Raw genomic sequence first — 23,645 nt, 5'->3', positions numbered from 1 at the left:
GGGTCAGGCGGTGCCGTAGACCCGTTTACAGGTCGGGGATTCGGCGAAGGCGAGGTTGAGTTCGGGGTTGGCCTTGAGGTCCTTGATCGGGCCCTCCGGTTCGCTCAGCTTGCTCATCGTGCCGTCGGCGTCGCCGATCACCTTCTGCAGGCCCGCCTGGTCGGTGACCTTCGCGTCCTGCATCTTCGCCTTCGTGTCGGCCACCTTCGCCCTGGTGTCACCGAGGGTCGTGGTCGCCCTGTCCACAGCGGACTGTCCATCCGGGACGGGCGGGACGCCCGCGGCGCGGATGCCGCCCGCCATGTCATCCAGCGCGGCCGCCAGCGAGGTCAGGAAGCCGACCATGGCGTCCTTGGACCGGCCGGGGTCGGCCGGGTCGAGCGCGGGCGGCCGGGACAGCTTCGCCGACCCCGCCGCCACACCGGTGCACACCTTGTCGGCCCAGGCGAGCGCGGCCGGGTCGGCGTGGTGGCCGGTGTCGGCGGGCCGGGGCGACCCGCAGGCGGTCAGTGCCACGACGGCCAGTGCCGCCGCGGGGGCGAACGCGATTCTCGACGCCGTGCGGCGCGTTTTTTTCATGGTGTCCTCGTCGAATTCGCGAAAGGGAGAGGAGCCGGGGCGGGGCGCACGGCGGCAGTGATATTCCGCGCCGGTCGCCGGTGACCGGACTGCTGAACTGCGAGGTTACTCACCAAAGCTTCCGCCGGGCAAGACGGCCGGGGCGCGCTGGGGATCTCGGAATTGCCGATTGGCATGCGCGGGCGAAATTTCCCGCTCGTTGTTGTCACGCGCGTCAGCGGTTCTCGCGGCCGCATCTCCGGTCGCCTCCTGGCCGCTGGGCTGCGAAAACCCGCTGCATCCTGCTAGGAACACGCCTTCGGCGCCGTTCCGGGATGACAATTTGGCGAGGGCGCGTCAAGTTTTCCGGGTAATCCCTTGATCGGCGCCGGGGCGCGTCGTTAGTTTACTGTTCGGTTGCGATCCGTCAGACATCGTCGCTACCCGGAAAATTCCCTGGGGTCTGGACAACAGGCGACATGGGGAATTATACGCCGTTTCGTATCATCGTTGATACCACGGAAGGACGATTGTGAGTCACCGAAGAGGAACCAAGAGGGCGGTCGCCGCCGCCGCTGCCGGTGCCGCCGGGCTGGTCGCCACGGCACTCGTGATCGGGGCGCCGTCCAGCGCCGCCGACCCGATCTCGCTCACGCTGAACTACCACTGCACCTACCCGCTGGTGGGTTCCCAGCCGCTGAAGGTGGTGATCAACACCGATCTGCCGCTGTCGGTCAAGACCGGTCAGCCGACCGGCACGTTCGACATCAAGGCCGTCTCCACCATCAACGCGGACACGGTCAGCGGGCTCAACCTGATCGGCGCGGCGACGCTGGAGGGCCAGGCGATCGCGAACGCGAAGGTGGCCGCGCCCGGTCTCGACCTGCCGGTGAAGGTACCCAACGACATCGCCAAGAGCCCCATCCCGCCCTCCGGCGAGATGACGGTCAACGCCGGGGGCAAGACGCCGTCGCTCACCTTCACCCAGCCCGGCGAGGCCAAGATCACCGTGGGTGACCTGCAGTTGAAGGTCACCCCGCGCAAGGCCGACGGCTCGGTTACCGGCATCACGCCGGACGGCACGATCGACGCGCCGTGCACACAGGATCCAGGCCAGCAGAACACCCTGGCCACGATCAAGATCGGCGACGGCGGCGGAACCACTCCGCCCACCACTCCGCCCACCACCCCGCCGACGACCCCGCCGACCACACCACCCACGACGCCGCCGACCACCCCGCCGACGACGCCGCCCGGTGGTGGCGGGCTGAAGTACTCCTTCGGCATCAAGGGCCAGACCGCGCTGAAGGCGCTCGGCAGCACCGCGCCGATCAACGGCGGCTTCGACGCGGACGTGGACCTGGCGAAGAAGACGTTCACCGGTGACCTGAAGCTCGACCCGTCGCACACGGACTTCAAGCTGTTCGGCTTCGTCCAGGGCGGTTCGGACATCAAGGTCGAGCAGGTCGGCCAGCAGACCGGTGAGCTGGAGGGGACCGGGTTCAAGGCACACATCAAGTTCAACGTGTTCCTGCCCTCGGTGCAGGTCTTCGGGATCCCGATCAGCAACGACCCGAAGTGCGGCACGGTCAGTCCCTCGACCAGCGAGATGAAGACGGGCCCCGACTTCGACCTGCTCAAGGGCGGCAAGCTGACCGGGACCTATTCGCTGTCCGCGCTGCAGAACTGTGGTCAGCTCAACGACTGGATCAGCGCGTTCGCCAAGAGCGACGGCAACACGCTCGATCTGAACCTCACCAAGAAGTAGCCAGGCCGTCCGGTCCCCGCCACCCTCCGGTGGCGGGGACCGGCGCCGCGCACCGGAAGGCGATCATGCCTCTTCGCTCCTCCGCCAGGGCGCTGCTCGCGACGGGCCTCGTCCTCCTACTCATCGCCGCCGGGTTGCTGTTCGCCGCGGTCCGCGGCGCGGCCGCGTCCACCCCCGTCGACAAGAAGCTCTCCTTCACCTGCCCGTTCCCGCTGATCGGGCTGCAGAAGCTCGCCGTCGAGATCAAGGCCGAGTTCGACGTCCCCACCCGGTCGGGCGGCACGCTCACCACGTCCGGGCCGGAAGTGTCGGTGACCGTGCCCGACAAGGCCACACGCGGGCTCGCCCTCGTCGGCGCCGCGAGCATCGAGGGCACCGCCGCGGCCGGCGTCACGCTGACCAACGGCGACGCGAAGCCGCTTCCGGTGCGGATTCCGTTGACCGTGGCCAAGACCGCGGTCCCGCAGTCGGGGACGTTCAGCCCGCACGCGACGGGTTCGGTGCCCGCGATCAAGCTCGCCAACCCGGGCCGGACCACCCTGGTCATCGGCGACTTCACCACCCGGCTGACGCCGAAGAAGGTCGACGGCTCGTTCACCGGGCTCGGCTCGTTCACCTCCGGCTGCACGCTCGACCCCGGCCAGGACCCGGTACTGCTGTCGGTCGATCTCCCGGGGCCGGGCACGACCGCCCATGACTACACGGTGTCGGGCCGGACGACGATCAGGGCACTCGGCGCGACCACGCCCGTCACCGGCGGGTTCGGCGTCGGCGCCGGTGACGGACAGACCTTCGGCGGCGGCCTCGCGCTGGACCGGGCGCACGCGGAGTTCCGGCTGTTCGGGTTCCTGCCGGGGACGGCCGACCTCGTCTTCACGCCGTCCGGCCCGCAGACCGGGGAACTCGGCGGCACCGGGTTCACCGCGCACACCCGGTTCGACCTCGCGCTGCCCCTGGTCACCCTGCTCGGGATGCCGGTGAGCAGCGGGCCGGACTGCCGGACCTCGAGTCCCGCGGCGGCGGACCTGCGCACGGGCGAGGGATTCGCGATGGCCGCCGGGGGCGCGCTCACCGGCACTTTCGCGCTGGCGCCGCTGACCGGCTGCGGCGCGTTCACCGGGTACCTGAGCTCGTTCGTACAGGGGGAGGGCAACACGTTCGAGCTGGCGCTGGCGCCGCGCGCGGTCAGCCGGTGACGGTCGAGAACAGGTTCTGGATGTCGGCGTCGAAGTAGGCGCTGTAGGACACGTCCGGGGAGTTGCCGCCCTGCTGGTACCCGCCGATCACCCCGACGACGAACCCGGTGTCGGTCACCCACGGTCCGCCGCTGGTGCCGTCCGGGAAGCCGGGGCAGGCGATCCGCTGCTGGTAGGCGCCGAACTGGGTGGTGGTGTTCCGGCAGACCACCGGCGCGTCGGTGGTGTCGGGGTAGCCGGTGAGCGTGACCGCGTTGACGAAGCCCCGTCCGGTGCCCAGCGTGTTCGCGCCGGTGAGGCTTTCGACCGGGCGGGACTCGCCCGGCCGGTGGACGGTCAGGAAGGCGAAGTCGAGGTCGGGATCCGCCGAGGCGGTCCACCCCGGGGCCACGAAGACGCCGGTCACCTGCCACTGGCCGGAGGGCGCGACGCCGTCGTGGTAGCCGGGCGCGAAGGTGAGCCCGGAACGGCCGCTGACGCAGTGCGCGGCGGTCAGCACGACGTCGCCCGCCCCGCTGTGCACGACGCTCGCGGAGCAGAAGTGCCTGCCACCGGAGAACAACGCGCCCACCGCCGGGCTCGCGACGGCCAGGCCGCTCGCGGCCGGGGCGGTGTTCGCCGCGGGCGCCACGTGGGGGAGGGCGCCCGCGGTGGCGGTGCCCTCGACGACCCCGGCGCTGCCCGCCGCGAGCGCCAGGAAAGCCAGGACCACGACCAGTGTCGCGGAGCGAAGAGTTCTGAGCCGCACGTGTTCACATCACCACAGCCACGTCCCGGCGGCACCTCGGAACACCGGACGCACAGGCCGGGCACAGCGACTCACAACCGGCACCCAGGTTCGGCGCGGGACATCATCGGGCATCAGTGGGGCGTCAGCGGGACACCACGGACGCGCCCGGCGCGGGCTCGGCCGTCTTTCGTTCGCGTGGCGCGGCCTGGATCAGGGCGACGGCGAGCAGCACCAGGCCGATCCCGGCGAGTTCGAGCGCGGTCAGCGCGGTGCCGGAGATCAGCAGGTCCAGCAGCGCGGTGACGGGTGGCACGCAGTAGAACAGGCTGGTGACCCTGGCGATCTCGCCGCGGGCGACCATGAAGTACAGCAGCGCGGCGGCGCCGACCGAGATCACCGCGACCATCCAGCCGAGCGCGAGGAAGAACGCCGGGCGGCCGGTCAGCCGCGGCCCGCCGGTGCAGGCCACCGTCACGGCGAACGCCGCCGAGCTGATCGAGTACTGGATCGCCAGCGACGCCCAGGTGCCCACACCGGTGGTCCGGCCCTGGACGACGGTGCCCCCGGTGATCGCGAGCAGCGCGAGGAAGGCGAACAGGACCCCGGTGAGCGTGCCCGCGACATCCGCCGCGGCCGTCGTGCCGAGCGCCGAACTGACCGTCAGCGCGACGCCGGCCAGCCCGATCAGCAGGCCCGCCCGGAACCGCGGGCTCCGGCCCTGCCGGGTGATCAGCGTGGTGAGCAGCGGCTGGGTCCCGAGCACGACGGCGACGATTCCGGCGGGTATTCCGGTGCCGACGGCGATGAAGAAGAAACCCTGATAAGCGGTTTGCAGGAGTATCGCCACCACGACGGTCCGCGTCCATTCCGGCCGGGTGCGCGGCAGCCGGTCGCGGACGAAGAACCAGATGACCCAGCACGAGATCGCGGCACCGAGTGCGCGCAGGAGCAGGAAGGTCGGCGCCGAGCTGGAGGCGAGTCCCGTCTCGACGGCGATGGGCCCGCTCGCCCACATGAGCACGAAGGCGATGGGCGCGAAAATGACGAACAGCGCATTGTTTCGGGACATCGGGGCCAGACCTCGGCAGGTTTTCCGGGAGAAAATCGGTACGCGGCCGACGGTAATGAGCGGGGTGGACATCCCGGAAATGCCGATGCGCAATGGGGTATGCTCTGCGGTTATGGGGCTGGACATCCGGCATCTGGAGACGTTCCTCGTGGCCGTCGAGGAGGGCAGCATCACCGCCGCGGCCCGCAGGCTCCGGCTGGCGCAGCCCGCGGTCTCCCGCACGCTGGCCCAGCTCGAACGCCACGTCGGCGCGACACTGCTCGCCCGCTCCGCGCATGGGGTCGTGGTGACCCCCGAAGGTGAGCTCTTCCAGGTCAAGGCCGCCGCCGCGCTGGCCTCGTTCACCGACGCGGTGGAGCGGCCCTTCGGCGGGCCGCGCCCGCTGCGGGTCGGGCACGCGTGGTCGGCCTTCGGGGAGCACACCTCGGCCCTGCTGCGCCGCTGGCGCGCGGTGCGGCCGGACCAGCCGCTCGACCTGTGCCGGCTGGACGATCCCTACGCGGGAATGGCTAGCGGCCGGGTCGACGTGAGCGTGCTGCGCGGCCCGCAGCCGCGTCCCGGCTATCGCGGCGAACTGCTCTACAGCGAGAAGCGGGTGGCGGCGCTCTCGGTGGAGCACCCGCTGGCCCGCCGTCGCGCGCTCGGGCTCGCCGACCTGGCCGGGGACGGCCTGATCGTGCAACGGAACTCGGGCACGGCGACCCCCGAGCTGTGGGCGGCGGGGGCGCGCCCGGTGGTGGCCGTGGAGGTCGGCTCGGTCGACGACTGGCAGAGCAACGTCGCCGCGAACAACGGGATCGGGATCACCCCGGCCTCCAGCAGCAGGCTGCATCCGCACGCCGAGATCGTCTACGTGCCGCTGACCGACGCGCCGCCGGTGCCGGTCTTCCTCGCGTGGCCGCCGAACTCCCGGCACCCGGCGCTGGAGGACTTCGTCCGGGCGGCACACGCCGTCGTCCGCGGCGACCCGAAAAGTTGATCGCTTTTCCCGCCTCGGTAGGCATAATGCGGGGTGGAGGGAGCGACGCTATGACGATCCATCTCACCCACTGGGGCATGTTCGAGGCGGAAACGGACGGGGACCGGCTGCGGTCGGTCCGGCCGTGGTCGAAGGACCCGGAGCCGCCGCCGATGCTCGAGAACATCCTGGACGTGCAGGACCATCCCGTCCGGATCACCCAGCCCCACGTGCGCAAAGGCTGGCTGGAGCACGGGCCCGGCGCGGCGGGGCGCGGGGAGGACGCGTTCGTCCCGGTCTCCTGGGAGAAGGCGCTCGACCTGCTGGCGCGTGAGCTGCGGCGGGTGTACGACGGCTACGGGCCCGAAGGCGTGTACGGCGGATCGTACGGCTGGGCCAGCGCGGGCCGGTTCCACCACGCGCAGAGCCAGGTGCACCGGTTCCTCAACTGCCTCGGCGGATACGTGAACTCGGTGAACAGCTACAGCCTCGGCGCGACCACCGTGCTGCTGCCGCACGTGGTCGGCCCGGCGTGGACGATCATGGACGATTCGACGACGTACGAGGTGATCGCCGAGCACACCGAGCTGGTCGTCGCGTTCGGCGGGCTGTCCCCGAAGAACGCCGTGGTGGCCCCCGGCGGGGTCGGGCGGCACGGGATGCGCTCGTGGGTCGCCGCCGCGCGGGCCCGTGGCTGCCGGTTCGTCTCGATCAGCCCCCTGGAAGACGACACGCACGCCGACGCGGAGGCGGAGTGGATCTCCCCGCGCCCGGCGGGCGACGTCGCGCTGATGCTCGGCCTCGCCTACGTGCTGGACACCGAGGGCTTGGCGGACAAGGAATTCCTCCGCCGGTACACGGTGGGCTACGAACGGTTCGCGGAGTACGTGCGCGGCACCGCCGACGGGGTGCCGAAAACCCCGGAATGGGCCGAAGCGCTCACCGAGGTCCCCGCCGCGCGGATCCGCGCGCTCGCCGGGGAGATGGCCGCGTCCCGCACGATGGTCACGGTGAGCTGGTCGCTGCAGCGCACGCGGTTCGGCGAGCAGCCGCTGTGGCTGGGCCTGGTGCTGGCCGCGATGCTTGGGCAGATCGGCCTGCCGGGCGGCGGTTTCGGGCACGGGTACGGTTCCTCCGCCGTCGGTGGCAGGCCGGTCCGCGCGGTGCCGCTGCCCTCGCTGCCGCAGGGCGCCAACGGCTGCGACACGTTCATCCCGGTGGCCAGGATCGCCGACATGCTGCTCAACCCCGGCCAGGAGTACGACTACAACGGACAACGGCTGACCTACCCCGACATCCGGCTGGTGTACTGGTGCGGCGGGAACCCGTTCCACCATCACCAGGACCTCGCCCGGCTGCGGCGGGCGTTCGCCCGGCCGGACACCGTCGTCGTGCACGATCCTTTTTGGACGGCCACGACCCGGCACGCGGACATCGTGCTGCCCTCGACGATGTCGATCGAGCGGGACGACTTCGGTGGTGGGTACGGCGATCCGGTGTTCGTGCCGATGCGGGCGCTGACGAAACCGCACGCCGGGGCGCGCGACGACTACCGCGTGTTCGCCGAGCTCGCCGAGCGGCTCGGGGTGGGGGAGGAGTTCACCGAGGGGCGGACCGCGGGCGAATGGCTGCGGCACCTCTACACGGAGTGGGCCGCCGACCGCGAACGCGAGGGGAACCCGGTGTCCTCGTTCGACGAGTTCTGGGCGAGCGAGGACGTGCTGGACCTGCCGGTGCGCCCGGTGCGGCACGTGTCGCTGGCCGGGTTCCGCGCGGATCCGGACCGGAACCCGCTGCGCACGCCGAGCGGGCGGATCGAGATCTTCTCCGAGACCATCGACGGGTTCGGTTATCCGGACTGCCCGGGACATCCGGTGTGGCGGGAGCCGGAGGAGTGGCTCGGCGGTGAGGCGGCGAAGGCCCATCCGCTGCACCTGATCGCGAACCAGCCGAAGACGCGGCTGCACAGCCAGCTCGACCACGGCCCGCACAGCCGGGGCGAGAAGATCGCCGGGCGCGAACCGGTGCGGATGCATCCCGACGACGCGGCCGCCCGCGGCCTGGCCTCCGGTGACGTGGTGCGGATCTTCAACGAGCGCGGCAGCTGCCTGGCCGGGCTGCGGACCAGCACGGCCGTGCGGCGCGGTGTCGCGCAGCTGTCGACCGGTGCCTGGTACGACCCCGACCCGGCCGATCCGGCGGTGTGCCGCCACGGCAACCCGAACGTGCTGACCGCCGATCGCCCGACGTCGTCGCTGGCCCAGGGCTGTTCGGGGCAGCACGCGCTGGTCGAGGTCGAGCGGTACGCGGGCACCCCGCCGGAGGTCGCCGCGCACCGGCCGCCGGGGTAGCGCTACCGGGGTCCCTCCCTGGCGCGGGCGCGGCGCTCGGCCACGTTCATCCAGGACGACACGGCGATGAAGACGAGCGCGACGAACAGCACGAGGGTGCCGGGCCACGACATGCGCACCGCCCAGGCCAGCGCCACCGCCGCGACGAGCAGTGCCCAGCCCGCCCACAGCCAGCGGGGCACCCGGTGGCCGGTGACGTACCGGAGCAGCGGCACGAGCCCGGGTACGAGGGCCAGGAGGATCCGCCAGTAGTCGCCGAGCACACTGAGCATCGCGCGTCCTCCTCGTCGTGGGGACGGCCGTTCCGGCAGCCGGGTCTTCTGTCATTACCGGAAGACGGGACGTGAGACAAGATGCACCTGGGTGACGCGGCTTTCCCCGTGTCGAGGTGGGGGGCGGGGCAATGGGTACGTACGTGTCGATCAGGGGCTGGCTCGAATGCGACGACGAGCAGGTCCCCGCCATCAAGGCGATCATCGCGGCGCATGACGACGATGACTTCTACTCCGGGGGCTGGGGTTTTCCCCGCAAGCCGTTCAACTGGCGGAGGTACGTCTTCTACGGCGGCGACATCCGTGAGTCGGCCGTGGACTGGTTTCTCGGGCAGCTCCGGGAAATCGCGCGGGTCCCACCCCCGGACGAGGACGACGACCTCGTCCGGGGATTGTTCCTTGCCAGCCACGAAGCCGAGGGCATGAGCGAGTGGCGGCTCCGTGCCGGTCAGGTCCTCATCTCGCCCGCCGACGCGAGGTATCGCTACCTCGACGAATAGGCGACGGCTCAGCCGCGTGCCTTTTCGATGGCTTCGAGGAGTTCGGCGACTTCGGTCTTCTTGTCCGCGGCGTACCGGAAGACGTTGGCGGGTTCCCGGGGTACGAAGGCGGGGACGTTGGTGACCACGTCGTCGGGAAGGCCGGGTGCGACGAAGGTGACCCAGCCGTCCTTCCACGTCGTCGGCTCGACGTGCTTGATCCTGGTGATCTTCCGGGCCGGGAACCGGTGCTTCCGGTCGTCCGGTAAACCCAGTTTGTCCTTGATGGCGATACTGATCGTGATCGTCCTGCCGTCGAACCTCACCGAGCGTCGCCGGGACCTGATGTGCACGCGGTGGCCTCCCTTTCCTTGCGTGCCAGCACCTTAGGCCGCGATGACGACGTCCGGGACGGGTTCGGGGAAAGAGCTCAGAAGCGGACGGAGGCGCGTACCGGATAGTGGTCGGACGGGAGCGTTCCGTCGCCATAGGACACCATCGAAACCGCGCCGACGTCGGCGAGCGGGCGCCCGCCGCCGCGCAGCGCGCCGATGTAGTCCAGTGAGTCGCGGTAGGTCGCGGGGACGGATTTCGCCGCGTTCGGATTGGTGGCCGCGTCGAAGGTGTACTTCCCGGCCGGGGCGGTGCGCAGGACGCCGTCCAGCGCCGCCTCGCCCTGCCGCGCCTGGCCGCGGCCGAGGCCGTCCTTCCGGCCCTGCCCCGCCCAGTACTCGATGTTGAGGTCGCCCGCGATCGCGACCGGGTCGCCGCCGGGGACGTACCGGGCGACCAGGCCGTGGATCTCGCCGAGCTGTGCCATCCGGATCTCGTGCGCCTTCGGCAGCGTGTCCGGGGCCTCGTCGGCCTGCAGGTGGGTCCCGGCCAGCCACAGCGGCCTGCTGCCGTGCGCGAGGATCCGGACCAGCGCGGCGCCCTTGTTCGCCAGGTAGTCGGCGGTGCCCTGGTAGGAGTTCCGGAACACCAGCTGGTGCGCCTCGGTGATCGGCCACTTGGACAGCACGACGACCCCGCCGTTGACCACGACCGGCGAGTTCGAACAGTTTCCGTCCACAGTGGACCAGCCGGGCGCGGTCGAGCAGTACTGGCCGACCAGCGGGGTCTGGTACGGCCAGGCGTCGGTCAGCCGCTTACGCAGCGACTCGGCCTCGGCGCTGAACGCCTCCTCCAGCACGACCACGTCGGTGCCGTTCGCGCGGATCACCTTTTCCGCGGCCTGGGCGCGGGCTTGTTTGTCGGCCGTGTCCGGATTCGCGATCCATGGCAGCTGCCAGAGGTTGAAACTCAGCACCGAGGCCGTGGACGCAGGGGCCGCGAGGGCGGGCGTCGCGGTCAGCAGCAGGGCGACCAGGGTGGCGAGCGCGGCCAGTTTCCGCACGGGGAGGTCCTTTCTGCCGGGCGGTCAGGAAACCACGAAGGCGCGGGAGGTCCCGCTGAACGCGGTGAGGTGCCCGTTCCAGCCGTTCTTCCAGTTCCCGTAGTGCACCACGCGGTACTTGCCGATCGGGGTGTTCGCGGGGATGTCCCAGGTAACGGTGGCTTGCGATTCGGCGACGAGCTTCCGTGCCCAGTGGTACTTCGTGGCCCAGTCGCCGTCGTCGGCGTGGCGCGTCCACTTCCCGCCCTCGAACCGCTGGACCTCCAGGAACGTGGAGCCATGCCGGAGGTCGTTCTTCGGATGCCCGGTCACGAACGTGACGCTGACCTGCTCGCCCCGCCGGTAGCTGGGCTTCGCCTCGGTGAGGACGTCGCCGAAGTTCTTCAGCGCCGGGGCGCTGTCGAACACGACGCCCGGCTGGAAGTTGACGAGCTTGCCGCGCAGATCACGGGGGACCGGCCCGCGCGGGACCGTCCGGCCCGCCTTCATCGCGGCCGCGAGCTTCGCGAACTCCTGCTGGTAGGCGGGCAGGGTGTACCGGCCGAAGAGCGTGGAGGCGCCTTCGTACTGCTGGGAGTCGTATTCCTCGGGCGTCGCGACGTACTGGCTGTAGGCGTTGGCGTAGCCCTGCACCAGCACGTTCTCCAGCGGCACCCCGAGCTCGGCCGCGACGGTCCGCCGGATCCGCAGGCCCGCGACGATCGTGTACTCGGCGGGCCCGGCCACCAGGTGCAACTGTCCTATCCGGACTATCTGCAGCGGAAGCACCTCCGGCGCCCACGGGTACGGCTTCATCGCCCCGAACGGCACGGCGATCACCTTGGGGGCCTGCGCGTCCGCGAGCGCGCGCGGGATGGGCGCGTCGATCCCGCCGAGCCAGTCGATGAACGGGTTCTTCACGCCCTCGGGCAGGGGAAGGCCCGGCCCGTCCTCGGTGCTGCCCGCGAGCATCGACACCCCGATCGCCGCGGTGCAGGTCCGCTGCGGGCGCCCGTTCGGCGTGTACTTCGCGTCGACGGCGACGTCGGACATGTCCACGTAGCACATCCGGTGGTCCACGCCGCCCGCGACGACCTCGCTCGCGGCGTCGAACGCGCGTTTCGCCGCCCGGAACTGGAGTTCGCCGATGCGCCGGGTGTTCTCGAACTCCGTGTCCGGTGTGCCCGGTTTCAGGTTCAGGTTCGGCGTCATGTCGCCGGAGTTGGTCTGCGCGAACGCGGCGACGAACCCCGGCGCGCCGTCGAGGTAGCGGACCCCGGCGTGGTCGTGCTCCCAGGTGTAGGCCGCGTATCCCTTGTTGTCGCTGCTGATCAGGTGGTTGCCGTTGCTCATCGACGTCCCGTGTGTGGCGAACCAGGTGATCGCGCCGACGTCGGCGCCGCCGCGCCGGAAGCGGAGCACGGTCACCGCCGGGTCGATCGACAGCGGGAAGTGGTCCTTGTCCGCCTTCGGGTTCAGCTCGAACGCGGTGCGCGAGCGGTTCGCGCTGGCGTCGGTGAGCTCGGTGCGGCCGAGGCTGATCGAGCCGGGCGCGAGGTCCGCGTGGGCCTGGGTGATCGCCGCGACGATCCCGTCGACGACGGCGTCGTAAACCTGCTCCTGGAACCCGAGGATCGACAGGTCGTAGGCGGCGTAGTGGGAGTCGCCCCCGCAGGCCGAGTGTGTGTGCGTGGCGTTGAGCAGGACGTTCCGCTCGGTGTAGAGGTCGCCGAACCGCGCCGCGAGCTTCCGCAGCACGCCCTGGTGCACCGACTGGAACAACGCGCCGAGTTCGGCGGTGACGAAGGCGATCCGGCGCGTGCCGTCGGCGATCACGTACGCCCGCGCGCGGGTGCGCAGGTGGATGCCCGCGGTCTGCTGCTGCGGCATCGAGTAGCCCATCATGCCGTTCTCCGCGGCGGGGCCGGTGACGTCGGCGATGCCGACGCCGACGAGGAACTCCCCGTCCGGGCGGGCGGGCGCGGCGGACGCCGGCGCGGCGGCCGTGCCGAGCAGGCCGGTGGCGAGCGGGAGCGCGGCGGCCCCGGCCAGGACGTGACGACGGTTCACCGGCATCGGTGACTCCTCCCGCTAACGTGAAGTACTTTCGCGTTAGCGTGGGACCGTACGTGATCCCCTTCACCCTGGCAACCCGCGATCGTCGGCCCGGGGAGTCAGGCGGGCGCGGCGATCCGCCACAACGACGTCGGCGTCTCGCCGTCGCCCTCGCGGGATTCGAATGCGATCCAGCGGCCGTCCGGTGACCAGCTCGGCGCCCCGCTGTACCAGGTGGGCGCCCGGGTGACCTGGACCGCCGGGCCACCGTCGGCGGGAACCACGAACAGCTGCGCGTGCGCGAGCCCGCCGCGGTCGGAGGAGAACACGATCCGGGTGCCGTCGGGCGACCAGCTCGCGTCGGTGTCCTCGCCCGCGCCGGAGGTCACCGCGCGGGGCGGGCCGCCGTCCGGGCCGATCGTGCGCAGCTTGTAGTCGCCGGTCGCGCCGCGCGACTGGAACACGATCCGATCACCGCGGGGCGACCAGTTCGGCTGGCGGTTGTCCGTGCCGGTGCCGGGCCCGTCGACCAGCCGGGTCAGCCCGGTGCCGTCCCGGCGGACCTTCCAGACGCTGCCGAGCGCGCCCGGTCCGCTCTGGTCGAGGTTCTCCTGGAAGACGATCCACTGGCCGTCCGGCGAGAAACTCGGCTCGGTGAACCCGCGCGGGCCGGTGTGCGTGGTGACCTGCCGCCGCCCGCCACCGTCCGGCCGGATCGTCCAGATCTCGTCGAGATCGGTGACGTCGAAGGAGAACGTGATCAGTCCGGCCGCCGCGTTCCAGCTGGAGCCGGGCAGGTTGACCGCGCTCTGGTCGCCTTCCTGGAGGAGTTGCCGGGGTGTGCCGCCGGGGCCGGACCCGAGCAGTTCGAGCGCGGCGGGCCCGGCGTTGTAGCCGCGCGGGAACAGCGTGAACACCACCGTCGCGCCGTCGGGCGAGAACGCGGCGTTCTGCGCGCTGGCCGGCGCGGCGGGCCGGTACAGCGGTTCGGCGCCGTCCGGCCGGGCCGCCGACGGGGCGGCGTGCGCGGGCGCTGCCGTTGCGACCAGGAGCGCCGCGCCCCACGTCATGGCTGTCGCGCTGAGTGTCATTGTCGTCCCCCAAGGATTCCCGGCGTCGTCGTTCATCCTCGGGGGCCGGGTGTCCCGGGCGCATGGGAGTGGTGTCCCGATTCCGCCAGGGCCCGCACCGTCGCCTGGATCGCGGGCCGCGGGAACGCGCTGGTGCGCCACAGCGCGAAGATCCGCCGTCGCGGCGCGGGACGCAGCGGGACGAACCGGACGCCACGGGGCACCGGATCGCGGCCGAGCCGGGGGATGATCGCCGTGCCCAGTCCGGCGGCGACCAGGGCGAGCTGGGTCGAGTGCTCGGACGCGGTGTGCGTGACGCGCGGCTCCGCGCCGAGCTCGCGCAGCGTCCGGGTCAGCCAGTCGTGGCAGATCTGCCCGGCGGTCCAGCCGATCCATCGCTGCTCGCGCAACTCAGCGGTCGTCAGGACCTTCCGCCGGGCCAGGGGGTCCTTTGTGGACACCGCGACGTCGAAGGTGTCCTCGGTCAGCGCGCGGCGGGACAGGCCGTCGGGCACCGGCAGCGGCGCGTCCGGCCAGTCCTGCACGATCGCGAGGTCGAGATCGCCGCGCGCGAGCGCGGGCACCGATTCGTGCGGCTCCCGCTCGGCCAGCCGGACGTCGAGATCCGGGTACCGCTCGCCCAGCGCGCGCACCGCGCCGGGCAGCAGGCCGCGCGCGGCCGTGGCGAAGGCAGCCACCGTCACCGAGCCGGTCACCGCGCCGCGATGTCCGGCCAGGTCCGCTTCGATCAGCTCGACCTGGGTGAGCAGCCGCTCGGTGTGCTCGGCGAGCAGGGCGGCGGCTTCGGTGAGCCGGACGCCGCGGCCGTGGCGCTCCAGCAGGGGCTGCCCGATCTCGCGCTCCAGCCGCGTCAGCTGCTGGGACACCGCCGAGGTGGTGACATGCAGGGAATCCGCGGCACCGCGGACCGAACCGGTGTCGGCGACGGCACGCAGCACCCGGAGGCGTTCGAGATTCAACACATCAGTGATGCTAAGCGGTCAGGGAAAGAAAGTCTCGATTGTCTTAACGACCAGGAGACCGCAAGGTGGGGGGAGAGAACCTCGATCACAGGGAGAATCCTCGTGCCAGCAGTCGAAACCACCCTGCGCCTCGGCGGCGACCTGCCCGTGCACCGGCTCGGCCTCGGCGCCATGCGCCTGCACAGCGGTACCCGCGCCGAGCGCGCCGCGTCGATCGGGACCGCCCGGCGCGCGGTCGAAATCGGCGTCACCTTCATCGACACGGCCGACGCCTACGAACTCGGCCTGAACGAGGAGATGCTCGCCGAAGCCCTGCATCCCTACCCCGGTGACCTGGTGATCGCCACCAAGGGCGGGCACGCCCGGCCGGGCGGCGCGTGGGTGCCGCTCGGGCGCCCGGAATACCTGCGCCAGCAGGCCGAACTGAGCCTGCGCCGGCTGCGCGCCGACCGCATCGACCTGTACCAGCTGCACCGCGTCGACCCGAAGGTCCCGTTCGCCGAGCAGATCGGCGCGCTGCGGCAGCTGCGGGACGAGGGCAAGGTCCGGCACATCGGCCTGTCGCAGGTCTCGGTCGCCCAGCTCGTCGAGGCCCAGCGGATCGTGCCGATCGTGAGCGTCCAGAACCGCTACAACCTCACCGATCGCGCGTCGGAGGACGTGCTGGAGCACTGCGCGGCACACGGGATCGCGTTCATCCCGTGGCTGCCGATCAAGCCGAGCGTCGCCCCCGGCGGGCCGCTCGCCGCCATCGCCGCCCGGCTGGGCGCGACCCCGGCGCAGGTGGCGCTTTCCTGGCTGCTGCACCGTTCTCCGGTGATGCTGCCCATTCCCGGCACGTCCTCGACGCGGCATCTGGAGGAGAACTTCGCCGCCGCGGAGCTCGAAATGTCCACAGAGGACTACTCTGGGTTGGACGCGCTGGGTGCGGATTGAGCTTGGTTCTTCACGGTTTCTCACCCACCCCGCGCTCCTGACTTGCGAAGCCCTCCGAGTCACCTTGGATGGAGGTATCAGCGGGCCCGGTTCCCCGTACCGGGCTTCGTCCGAACGCGCAAGGGAGTGCCGATGGGTATCGACTTCGATGGCATCAAGAACGCGGTGAGCGACGAGCACGTCGACAAGGCGGCCGACTTCGCGAAGTCCAAGTTCGGTGAACACGCCGACAAGATCGACGCGGTCGCGGACAAGGCGAAAGGCTTCCTCGGCGGAGAATCCCGTGATTCCGGCGGGCAGCGGCAGGACGCCGGGCCCGCCGGGAGCGGTCCGGCCGACGGCGGCTTCGGTGGTGAACAGCCCCGTGGCGAATATGGCGGCGGGCACGCCGAAAGCCGGTACGGCGAGGAGGAATCCCGGCGCGGCGGTCACCCGGAAGGAAACCACGGGCGCTGAGCCACGGACACCCGGGAAAGGGGCGGCTCCGCCCCTTTCCCGTCGCCGTCGGGCGTCTCAGCCGCCGGTCCGGGACCAGCGGGGCCGCAGCACCCGGCGCCGCGTCCCGCGTTCGGCGCCCGGTTCGACCGGCACGGCCGGCGGGGGACCGTAAACCGCTTCGGCCACCGAGAGTTTCAGCTGGGAGCAGCGCCGGATGACCTGCGCCGGGAATCCGGTGCCGTCTGGGCGATCCGGTATCCGCTTCGATGTCGCGTCGAGCATCGACCATCCGGAGCCGAGGTCGATCAGGCTGCGGTGCTTGGTCGCGTAGTAGCCGGGCGAAACGCTGAGCGCGACACCCGCCGCGCCCGCGGCGGCGGCGACCAGGTGCAGGTGGTAGCGCGTGGAGATCCAGGTCTGCCCCGGCGCCGCGGGCACACCGCGCCGCCAGACGTCCCGGAACGGATGGAACTCCGCGCCGTCGAGTTCGTGTTCGAGCAGGGAGTGCACCGCGCGGTCCACCCGCGGAATCCCTTCCACGACGGCGATCTGGCCGGGTTCGGCCCGCCAGGCCCGCAGCATGCCGAGCACCTTGGCGGCCAAAGTGGACACTTCGTGCGCGCCGATGTCCGACTGCACGCACAGCACGAACTCGCGGGCCGCGGTGGCGGGGGAGGGCGCGGGCGGTGCCAGGAACACGTCGTCGCAGGTGCGGTAGGCGGCGGCGCAGCCGGCCAGCAGCTCGGCGGAAGGATCGTCGCGGACGTCGACGACGTCGAAGCGGTCGGCGAGCGACCGCAGCAGGTGGGTCGCGTCGGCGGGAAACGGCACGAGTCCCTGGCCGGTCATGGCCGCCCGGCCGCCGGAGCGCCGGGCGGCGGCCGCCGCACCCGCGATCAGGCCGAGGTGCCGCGGCCACAGGGCGTTGAGATATCCGCCGCCGAGCAGGTGCACGACGTCGGCGCGGCCGAGCAGAGCGATCCCCGCGTCCCATCGCGGCGCGCGTCCGGGATCGTGCACGACCTCCTGTACCCACGCGGCGACCTCCCACGGATCGGCCGAGGGCGCCTCGCCGCACAGCCGCCACAGGGTGTCGGTACAGCGCAGGCGGGGATGCAGGTCGCCGAGCAGCAGCTGCGCCGGGCCCGGTGAGTGACAGTCCAGCCACACCTCGGCGCCGGGGTCGGTCCGCGCGAGATACCGCAGCCACGTCGCGGCGATCAGCTCGTCGCCGAAGTTCGGGTAGCCGCTGGGCCCGACGAGGTAGTAGCAGCGGCTCGCGGTGGTTCGGGACGGCGCCGTGCGGGCGGGCAGTCCGTGCTGCTCGCCCGCACTGTCGCGAAAGGTCACTGCGCGACGCTGATCTGGGTGTTCAGCGCCTGATCACCCTGTGCCTTCTCGCTGCCGGTGGCGTCTTCCTTGACGCGGTCCTTGGCCACGCCGTGGGTTTCCAGCGCGGACGCGATGGCCTGCGCCCGTTTCTCCGACAGTGTTTTCGCCTGCTGCGCGTCGGGATAGCCGGCGTGCGTGGCGACGGTGATCTTCACATCGTTGCCCTGCATGGCCTTGGCGATCTGTTCCAGGGTCTGCTTCGCCTTGTCCGTCAGGTCGGCCTTCTGCGGTTCGAAGGTGACGGGGCTTTGCTGGAGCGCCTGCTCGATCGCCGAGTTCACCTGCCCGGCGGCGCCGTTCATCGCGCCCTGGCCCGCCGAGCTGGGCGCACCGGCGGCGGACGACGTGCCGGACCCGCCGGGCGGCGCGGCGGCGCTGGATGATCCACCCGAGCCGTTCGAGTCGCCGGATCCGCAGGCGGTGACCGTCGCGATCACGACCGCCGCGCCCACCACCGCCTGGACAATTGTCCTGCGCATGAAGTCTGCACTCCCTCGTCTGTGGTCTCCGTGGCTGACGCAGGGATACGAACACGGACGACCTGGCGCGGCAACTACAGGACACGGTGTGGGGCAGGGGCGGGCTGTCACCCTCACGAGGGGCCGCCGGGCGGGCGGGGGCCGGGAATCCCCCGGCCGAAGCCACAAAGTCCGGACGCGTGCCGGGCGCGCGGAGCCCTCGCGGAGTTCCCCCGAACGAGGGAGTGCTGTGCCGATCGCTACCAAGCCGACCACAGTCACGGCCGAATGGCTTCGTGGCAACGGTTACGTGCCGCGCGGCGGACGGCCTGCTTTTGGCCGGATCGGTAACGCGCCGGTATCCGGTGGTGTGGCGACGGGAAGGCGCCGTTATGTCCTTTGTGGACTGTCGATCGCGCCGACCGGGCGCCGTGGCGCGGAACGCGAGGCTACGCGCCGGCGCCGACGCACAGGAAGGGACGGTGGAGGGGATCCCGCGCGGTGACCTTCGCCAGCGCCGACGCGGGACTCATCCCGTCGGCCAGCCCGCGGTGCAGTTCGGTCATCGCGGTCGCGGCGGCCCGGTCGCCGACCCTGGTCACCGCCGCGATCACCGTGCCCACCCCCGCCGAGAGCAGCGCGCCGGCGAAGCCGAGCGGTTCGTCGCCCGGCCGGGTGTGGCTCAGCGCCAGTTCGTTCGCCGCGAGCACGACGTGCGCCGGTGGGTGGGCGAGGCGGCAGACGTCGTGCGCGAACAGCGGTCCGTCCGCCAGTTCGAGCCGGGAGAACAGCGCGTTCTCCGGTTCGTCCTCGCCGTGCACCGCGAGGTGCACCAGTCCCGCGCCGTCGAGGCTTTCCAGCACCGTCGCCACGGTCGCCTCGGCCCCGTCGAGGGAGAGCGCGCCGGGGTAGCGCTTCTTCAGCGGCTTCATCTCACTGGTCCGGCCGGACACGCGGGGACCGCGCACCAGCACCTTCGGCCGGAGGCGGAGTTCGGGCCGGTTCGCCTTCGCGGTCACCCACGCGGTCGCGGACGGCGTCACCACCACGGGCCTGCCGCGCAGGGAGGGCAGCGCGCCCCACGGGACCGAGTAGAGCGGCCCGCTGGGCACGACGACCAGCTCCCGGTCGCCGACCAGCTTCGCGAGCGGGCCGAGCAACTGCGTGTCGAGACATCCCGCGCGGCGCTCGGCGGACCGGGACACCGCCTTGGCCAGCGGGGGCGGCAGCTGATCCGGCGCCAGCGCGTTGATGTCCGCGTAGAGCTCCCAGGCCAGCGCCGTGGCCGTGCCGCGGGCGCCGACGCCGAGCAGGTGGACCTCGCCACCGGCGATCACCATCGCGAGCTGGGCGTCTCCCGCCGCGACGAAGCTGATCAGTCCCCGGTCGCCGAGCGCTTCGGCCACCGCGGCGAAGGTGACCGGCTTGCCCGAGCCGGGGCCGGGGGTGGGCTGCGGGGTCAGGCGCGAGATCTCCCGTTGCAGCACGGCGTGCCGGGTGGCCAGCTTCCTGGACGGGGTGCCCCGCAGTTGGGCCAGCTGCAGGGTCCGGCTCAGGTGCCGGTAGTCGGTGATCCGGTCCGCCAGCGCGGGATCGTCGACCGGTGGTTCGTAGCGGTAGGTGCGGGCGCCCGCGCGTTCCAGCCAGAAGAACAGCCGCTGCGCGTCGACCGCGGACTCGTCCTCGAGCATCAGCCGGATCCCGAACTGGACGAGTTCGCGGCCGTGGATCGCGGCACCGCCGGCGAGGCCCTGCCCCGCCGGGTGGCCGCGCGCGCCGTCCAGTTCGGACAGTCCACGATGGACGGTGGTGAGCGCGGCGCCGCGGCCGCCACGGGCCAGCGCGAGTTCGGCCCGGCACAGCCAGCGCAGTGTCCGCAGGTCGGCCGAGGTGGCCCGCGGCGGCCGCGGCGCCCGGCGCAGCTCGGCCTCGGCCTCGGCGACCCGGTCGCGGCGCAGCAGGACCCGGACGGCCAGCAGCCCCGCCGCCGCCGACTCGTCGGTCAGCTGTAACTCCGCCAGCAGCGCGGCGAGCCGCCGCGCCCGGTCCACCAGCAGATCCGTCACCGCGCCGGTGCCCAGTGCGAGCCGCACGTCGGCCCGCAGCCGGATGAGCGCGGTGATCGCGGCCCACCGGGGGTCGTCGTGCGCGGCGAACCGCCGCTCGGCCGCGTGCGCGAACTCGTGCGCGGTCGCCGCGTCCCCGTCGAGCAGCGCCGCGACGGCCCGGAGCACCTCGGCCTCGGCGAGGTCACCGGGTTCCGGTGCCGCGCACAGGGCGGCGATCACCTCGTCGAGCCGGATCGCCGCCTCCTTGGCCAGTCCGGCGGTCAGCAGCGCCTCGGCCTGGTCGAGCCAGATCCGGGTGGCGTACTTCGGCGCCGCGTCCTCGAGCAGCCCACTGGCCTGTTCGAAATGACGCAGCGCCTCCGGGACCGCGTCGACCTGGCGGGCGAGCAGCCCGAGATTGTGTTCCGCGACGGCGGAGACGAGGCGGGAGCCCGGATCGTCGCCCGCCGTCCGCTCGGTCGTGGTGACGATGTTCGGCCGCTCGGAGGTCAGCCACGAGATGGCGCGCTCGGGGTCGCGCAGTTCCGGGGCCGGTGTGGCCAGCGCGGGCAGCGGCGGCCGGTTCGTCCCGTGCCGGGGGGCGAGGAGATCGAGCGCCCGGCACGTCACGTGCACGTAGTAGTGGTGGAGCCGTGCCAGCGCTTCCCGTTGTTCGTCCGCGGTGTCGGTTTCGGCGGACAGCCCGGCCGCGTAGGCGCGGAGCAGGTCGTGCATGTGGAACCGGCCGCCCGCCGTCTCCCTGGCGAGATGGGAGCGCAGCAGCATCGCGAGCACGTTCCTAGCCTCGGGCAGGGTGCCGCCGGTGAGCGCGGCGAGACCGTACTCGTCGAGGCCCCGCGCGGCCGGTGCCAGGCTCAGCAGCCGGAACGCCCTGGCCTCGGCCGCGCCGAGATGCCGGTAGGACCAGGAGAACACCGCCGGTACCGCGGCGCGGGGATTCCCGCTGGCGCTGAACAACTCCAGCCGGTGCCGTTCGTCGGCCAGCTCGGCGCACAGCTCCGCGAGGGTGGCGGTGGGCCGGGAGATCGCCAGCTCGGCGGCGATCCGCAGGGCCAGCGGCAGCTGCGCGCACCGGTCGGCGAGTTCGGCGGCCGCGCGCGGTTCGGCGTCGACGCGCCGGGCGAGCTGGCCCCGCAGCAGCGCGATCGCCTCGTGCTCGGGCAGCAGGTCGACGGTGACGCGGACCGCGCTGTGCGTGATGAGCAGGCCGGGCAGCGTGTCCCTGCTGGTGATCACCACGAAACAGGAGGACGTCCCGGGCAGCAGCGGGGTCACCTGCTGGGACGAGCGCGCGTTGTCGAGCACGACCAGCAGGCGCCGGTCGGCGACGAGTGAGCGGAACAGGGTGGCCCTGCCGTCCAGCCCGCGCGGCATGTCGCGGTCGCCGACACCCAGGGAGCGGAGGAATCCTTCCAGCGCCTCGGCCGGGGGAGTCGGACGGCCGGAGTCGTACCCGCGCAGATCGACGTAGAGGTGCCCGTCCGGGAAGCGCTCCCGCGCCCGGTGCGCCCAGTGCACCGCGAGCGCGGTCTTGCCGACTCCCGCGGTGCCGGACACCGCCGAGATCACCACCGCGGTGGAGTCCTCGGCACGCGCGAGCAGCCGGTCGAGCTCGTCCAGCTGCGCGTCCCGCCCGGTGAACCCGGACACGTCCGGCGGAAGCTCACGCGGGATCGGCGTCCGTACGCCGTGGCCGTTCACCTGGAGGTGGACGTCGCCGGTGATCGAGCCCGCTTGGACGGAGCCGCCGAACACGTCCCGGAGCTCGTTGCGGGTCACCCCGCCGGGGCATGGGCCGTCCTCCTCCGTCACGGAAACCCTCCCACACCGTCGCTGTGCGCAAGCACCACCGTAGCTGCCGTCCGCGCGGGCGCGCAGCCGGGCCACGTGCCGGTCCGGCCGGGGAACGCGCGGGCACCCGGCCGGCTCCGTCCGGATTAGAGTGCGAAGACATGAACGCGATCCAGGTCTGCCTGTCCGTCTTCGGCGGCGTCTGTCTCGTCGTCTGGCTGCTGTCGATCACGACGCGGGAGTACTCCTGGATCGACCGGGTCTGGTCGCTCGTGCCGGTGGTGTACGTGGCGATCTTCGCGGGCGCCGCCGGCTTCGCCGACGCCCGGCTCGACACGATGCTGGTGCTGGTCGCGTTGTGGGGCGCGCGGCTGACGTTCAACTTCGCGCGGAAGGGCGGCTACGCGCGCGGGGGTGAGGACTACCGCTGGGCGGTCCTGCGCGGGCGGATGTCCCCGGGGTGGTTCCAGCTGTTCAACCTGTGCTACATCACGATCTACCAGAACGCGTTGCTGCTGCTGATCACCCTGCCCGCGTACACCGCCCTCCAGCACAGGACGCCGTTCGGGCCGGCGGACGTGGTGGCCGCGGTGGCGTTCCTGGCCTTCCTGACCGGGGAGACGGTCGCGGACCAGCAACAGTGGACCTTCCACCGGTGGAAGCACGCCGAACTCGCGGCCGGCCGGGAACCGAGCCCTCGCTTCCGGCGGTCCGGGCTGTTCCGCTATTCCCGGCATCCGAACTTCTTCTGCGAACTGGCCCAGTGGTGGACCGTCTTCGCCTTCGGCGCGATCGCCGCCGGTTCGGTGGCACAGTGGACGGTGACGGGGGCGGTCCTGCTGACACTGTTGTTCGTCGGCTCGACACGGTTCACCGAGAGCATCAGCCTCGGCCGGTACCCGGAGTACGCCGAATACCGGCGGACCACCTCGGCGCTCGTCCCGTGGTGGCCGCGCCCGGCGCGTTAGGCGCCCAGCCTGGTGGCGAGATCGGCGAAGTCGTCCGCCACGAGATCGACCTCCCCGTCCTCGACGGTGGGCGCCAGGCGGCCGGGGCCGTACTCCAGCGGGCGCGGCACGAACGCCGTCCGCATGCCGTGACCCCTGGCCGCCCGCAGGTCGTAGGGATGCGCGGCCACGAGCAGCACCTCCGCCGGGTCCATCGCGAGCCAGCCGAGTGTCCGCTGGTAGGGCGCGGCGGCGGGTTTGTAGGCACCGGCCTGCGCGCTGGAGAACACCGCGTCCCAGACCAGCCCGGTGTGCCGCGACACCGCGGCCAGGGTGGTGATCGTGCTGTTGGACAGCGTCGCCAGCAGGAAGCGCTCCCGCAGCCGCGCCATCGCCGCCGGCACGTCCGGCCACGGCCGTCCGCGCGCCCACGCGCCGACGAGGACCGCGGTCTCGGCGTCGCTGGGCTCGGGCAGGTCGTGATCCCCGAACACCGTGCGCAGCCCTTCCGCGCGAAGCGCGTCGAGGTCCCGCCAGTGCCCGATCTCGTTGACCGTGTCCATCGCGACGCGTTCGGACGCCCGCCACTCGTCGGCGATCGCCGGCCAGTCCGCCGCGAGGCCCGCGGTGGCGCCGAACCGTTCCAGCGCCGCGATCAGCGCGGGCCGGTAGTCCACGACCGTGCCGTACACGTCGAAGCAGATCGCCCGGATTCCGTCCGTCATCACGCCATTGTGCCGTTTCCGATCT

At 71.9% G+C, this 23,645-nt stretch carries 21 protein-coding genes; 8 read left to right on the top strand and 13 right to left on the bottom strand.

The window, feature by feature from the left end:
• Positions 1-3: 3 nt before the first annotated feature.
• Positions 4-579, bottom strand: coding sequence for a hypothetical protein (locus ABD987_RS01925; protein ID WP_345386134.1), 576 nt, complete (start codon positions 577-579; stop codon positions 4-6).
• A gap of 511 nt (positions 580-1,090) precedes the next feature.
• On the opposite strand from ABD987_RS01925, the gene ABD987_RS01920 reads away from it, so the two are divergent.
• Positions 1,091-2,326, top strand: coding sequence for a DUF6801 domain-containing protein (locus ABD987_RS01920; RefSeq protein WP_345386132.1), 1,236 nt, complete (start codon positions 1,091-1,093; stop codon positions 2,324-2,326).
• 65 nt (positions 2,327-2,391) lie between these two features.
• Positions 2,392-3,522 (top strand): DUF6801 domain-containing protein, encoded by a 1,131-nt coding sequence (locus ABD987_RS01915; RefSeq protein WP_345386130.1) that lies wholly within the window; start codon positions 2,392-2,394, stop codon positions 3,520-3,522.
• On the opposite strand, the gene ABD987_RS01910 is transcribed toward ABD987_RS01915, so the two are convergent.
• Positions 3,512-4,270, bottom strand: a complete 759-nt coding sequence (locus tag ABD987_RS01910) for a trypsin-like serine peptidase (protein WP_345386128.1) — start codon at positions 4,268-4,270, stop codon at positions 3,512-3,514. The two genes, ABD987_RS01915 and ABD987_RS01910, sit on opposite strands and share 11 nt — an antisense overlap.
• Positions 4,271-4,394: 124 nt before the next feature.
• Positions 4,395-5,321, bottom strand: coding sequence for a DMT family transporter (locus ABD987_RS01905; RefSeq protein ID WP_345386125.1), 927 nt, complete (start codon positions 5,319-5,321; stop codon positions 4,395-4,397).
• A 112-nt stretch (positions 5,322-5,433) separates the two neighbouring features.
• Here ABD987_RS01905 and ABD987_RS01900 point away from each other — a divergent pair, with 112 nt between their 5' ends.
• Positions 5,434-6,300, top strand: a complete 867-nt coding sequence (locus tag ABD987_RS01900) for a LysR family transcriptional regulator (protein ID WP_345386123.1) — start codon at positions 5,434-5,436, stop codon at positions 6,298-6,300.
• A gap of 50 nt (positions 6,301-6,350) precedes the next feature.
• On the top strand, positions 6,351-8,630 hold the full coding sequence (locus ABD987_RS01895; RefSeq protein WP_345386120.1) for a molybdopterin-dependent oxidoreductase: 2,280 nt from the start codon (positions 6,351-6,353) through the stop codon (positions 8,628-8,630).
• A gap of 2 nt (positions 8,631-8,632) precedes the next feature.
• Here the strand turns inward: ABD987_RS01895 and ABD987_RS01890 are convergent, their stop codons facing one another.
• Positions 8,633-8,902 carry a hypothetical protein gene (locus tag ABD987_RS01890; RefSeq protein ID WP_345386118.1) on the bottom strand — a complete coding sequence of 90 codons (270 nt, stop codon included), beginning with the start codon at positions 8,900-8,902 and terminating at the stop codon, positions 8,633-8,635.
• Positions 8,903-9,033: 131 nt separating this feature from the next.
• On the opposite strand from ABD987_RS01890, the gene ABD987_RS01885 reads away from it, so the two are divergent.
• Positions 9,034-9,402, top strand: coding sequence for a hypothetical protein (locus tag ABD987_RS01885; RefSeq protein ID WP_345386116.1), 369 nt, complete (start codon positions 9,034-9,036; stop codon positions 9,400-9,402).
• Between the two features lie 8 nt (positions 9,403-9,410).
• Here ABD987_RS01885 and ABD987_RS01880 read toward each other — a convergent pair whose 3' ends face one another.
• From ABD987_RS01880 to ABD987_RS01860, 5 genes are all read right to left on the bottom strand, one after another.
• Positions 9,411-9,734: a hypothetical protein gene (locus tag ABD987_RS01880; protein WP_345386114.1), complete on the bottom strand. Its 324-nt coding sequence runs from the start codon at positions 9,732-9,734 to the stop codon at positions 9,411-9,413.
• Positions 9,735-9,811: 77 nt separating this feature from the next.
• Positions 9,812-10,777, bottom strand: coding sequence for a sphingomyelin phosphodiesterase (locus ABD987_RS01875; RefSeq protein ID WP_345386111.1), 966 nt, complete (start codon positions 10,775-10,777; stop codon positions 9,812-9,814).
• Positions 10,778-10,801: 24 nt separating this feature from the next.
• Complete coding sequence (locus tag ABD987_RS01870; protein WP_345386109.1) at positions 10,802-12,832, bottom strand: neutral/alkaline ceramidase; 2,031 nt, start codon at positions 12,830-12,832, stop codon at positions 10,802-10,804.
• 98 nt (positions 12,833-12,930) lie between these two features.
• Positions 12,931-13,881, bottom strand: coding sequence for a TolB family protein (locus tag ABD987_RS01865; protein WP_345386107.1), 951 nt, complete (start codon positions 13,879-13,881; stop codon positions 12,931-12,933).
• Between the two features lie 53 nt (positions 13,882-13,934).
• The gene (locus tag ABD987_RS01860) at positions 13,935-14,864 is read right to left on the bottom strand and encodes a LysR family transcriptional regulator (protein WP_345386105.1); all 930 of its coding nucleotides are present in this window, start codon (positions 14,862-14,864) and stop codon (positions 13,935-13,937) included.
• A 102-nt stretch (positions 14,865-14,966) separates the two neighbouring features.
• On the opposite strand from ABD987_RS01860, the gene ABD987_RS01855 reads away from it, so the two are divergent.
• Both ABD987_RS01855 and ABD987_RS01850 read left to right on the top strand, forming a co-directional pair.
• Entirely contained in the window at positions 14,967-15,800 is an 834-nt protein-coding gene (locus ABD987_RS01855) for an aldo/keto reductase (RefSeq protein ID WP_345386103.1), read from the top strand.
• Positions 15,801-15,932: 132 nt separating this feature from the next.
• The gene (locus ABD987_RS01850; RefSeq protein ID WP_345386101.1) at positions 15,933-16,256 is read left to right on the top strand and encodes an antitoxin; all 324 of its coding nucleotides are present in this window, start codon (positions 15,933-15,935) and stop codon (positions 16,254-16,256) included.
• Between the two features lie 57 nt (positions 16,257-16,313).
• On the opposite strand, the gene ABD987_RS01845 is transcribed toward ABD987_RS01850, so the two are convergent.
• The 3 genes from ABD987_RS01845 to ABD987_RS01835 all read right to left on the bottom strand — a co-directional run bounded on the left by ABD987_RS01845 (position 16,314) and on the right by ABD987_RS01835 (position 21,969).
• On the bottom strand, positions 16,314-17,588 hold the full coding sequence (locus tag ABD987_RS01845) for a polysaccharide pyruvyl transferase family protein (protein WP_345386099.1): 1,275 nt from the start codon (positions 17,586-17,588) through the stop codon (positions 16,314-16,316).
• On the bottom strand, positions 17,585-18,109 hold the full coding sequence (locus ABD987_RS01840; RefSeq protein ID WP_345386097.1) for an OmpA family protein: 525 nt from the start codon (positions 18,107-18,109) through the stop codon (positions 17,585-17,587). The genes ABD987_RS01845 and ABD987_RS01840 overlap by 4 nt, the downstream gene beginning before the upstream one ends.
• A 428-nt stretch (positions 18,110-18,537) precedes the next feature.
• Positions 18,538-21,969: a CHAT domain-containing protein gene (locus ABD987_RS01835; RefSeq protein WP_345386095.1), complete on the bottom strand. Its 3,432-nt coding sequence runs from the start codon at positions 21,967-21,969 to the stop codon at positions 18,538-18,540.
• Between the two features lie 140 nt (positions 21,970-22,109).
• On the opposite strand from ABD987_RS01835, the gene ABD987_RS01830 reads away from it, so the two are divergent.
• A complete protein-coding gene (locus ABD987_RS01830; RefSeq protein ID WP_345386093.1) occupies positions 22,110-22,916 on the top strand; it encodes a DUF1295 domain-containing protein in 807 nt (268 codons plus the stop codon).
• Here the strand turns inward: ABD987_RS01830 and ABD987_RS01825 are convergent.
• On the bottom strand, positions 22,913-23,620 hold the full coding sequence (locus ABD987_RS01825; RefSeq protein ID WP_345386091.1) for a haloacid dehalogenase type II: 708 nt from the start codon (positions 23,618-23,620) through the stop codon (positions 22,913-22,915). The genes ABD987_RS01830 and ABD987_RS01825 overlap by 4 nt on opposite strands.
• Positions 23,621-23,645: the final 25 nt, after the last annotated feature.

This window comes from Amycolatopsis samaneae (assembly GCF_039541975.1).
Lineage (GTDB): Bacteria > Actinomycetota > Actinomycetes > Mycobacteriales > Pseudonocardiaceae > Amycolatopsis > Amycolatopsis samaneae.
Note: the sequence above shows the minus strand (reverse complement) of the source record. Positions and strands in the feature narration are given on the sequence as shown.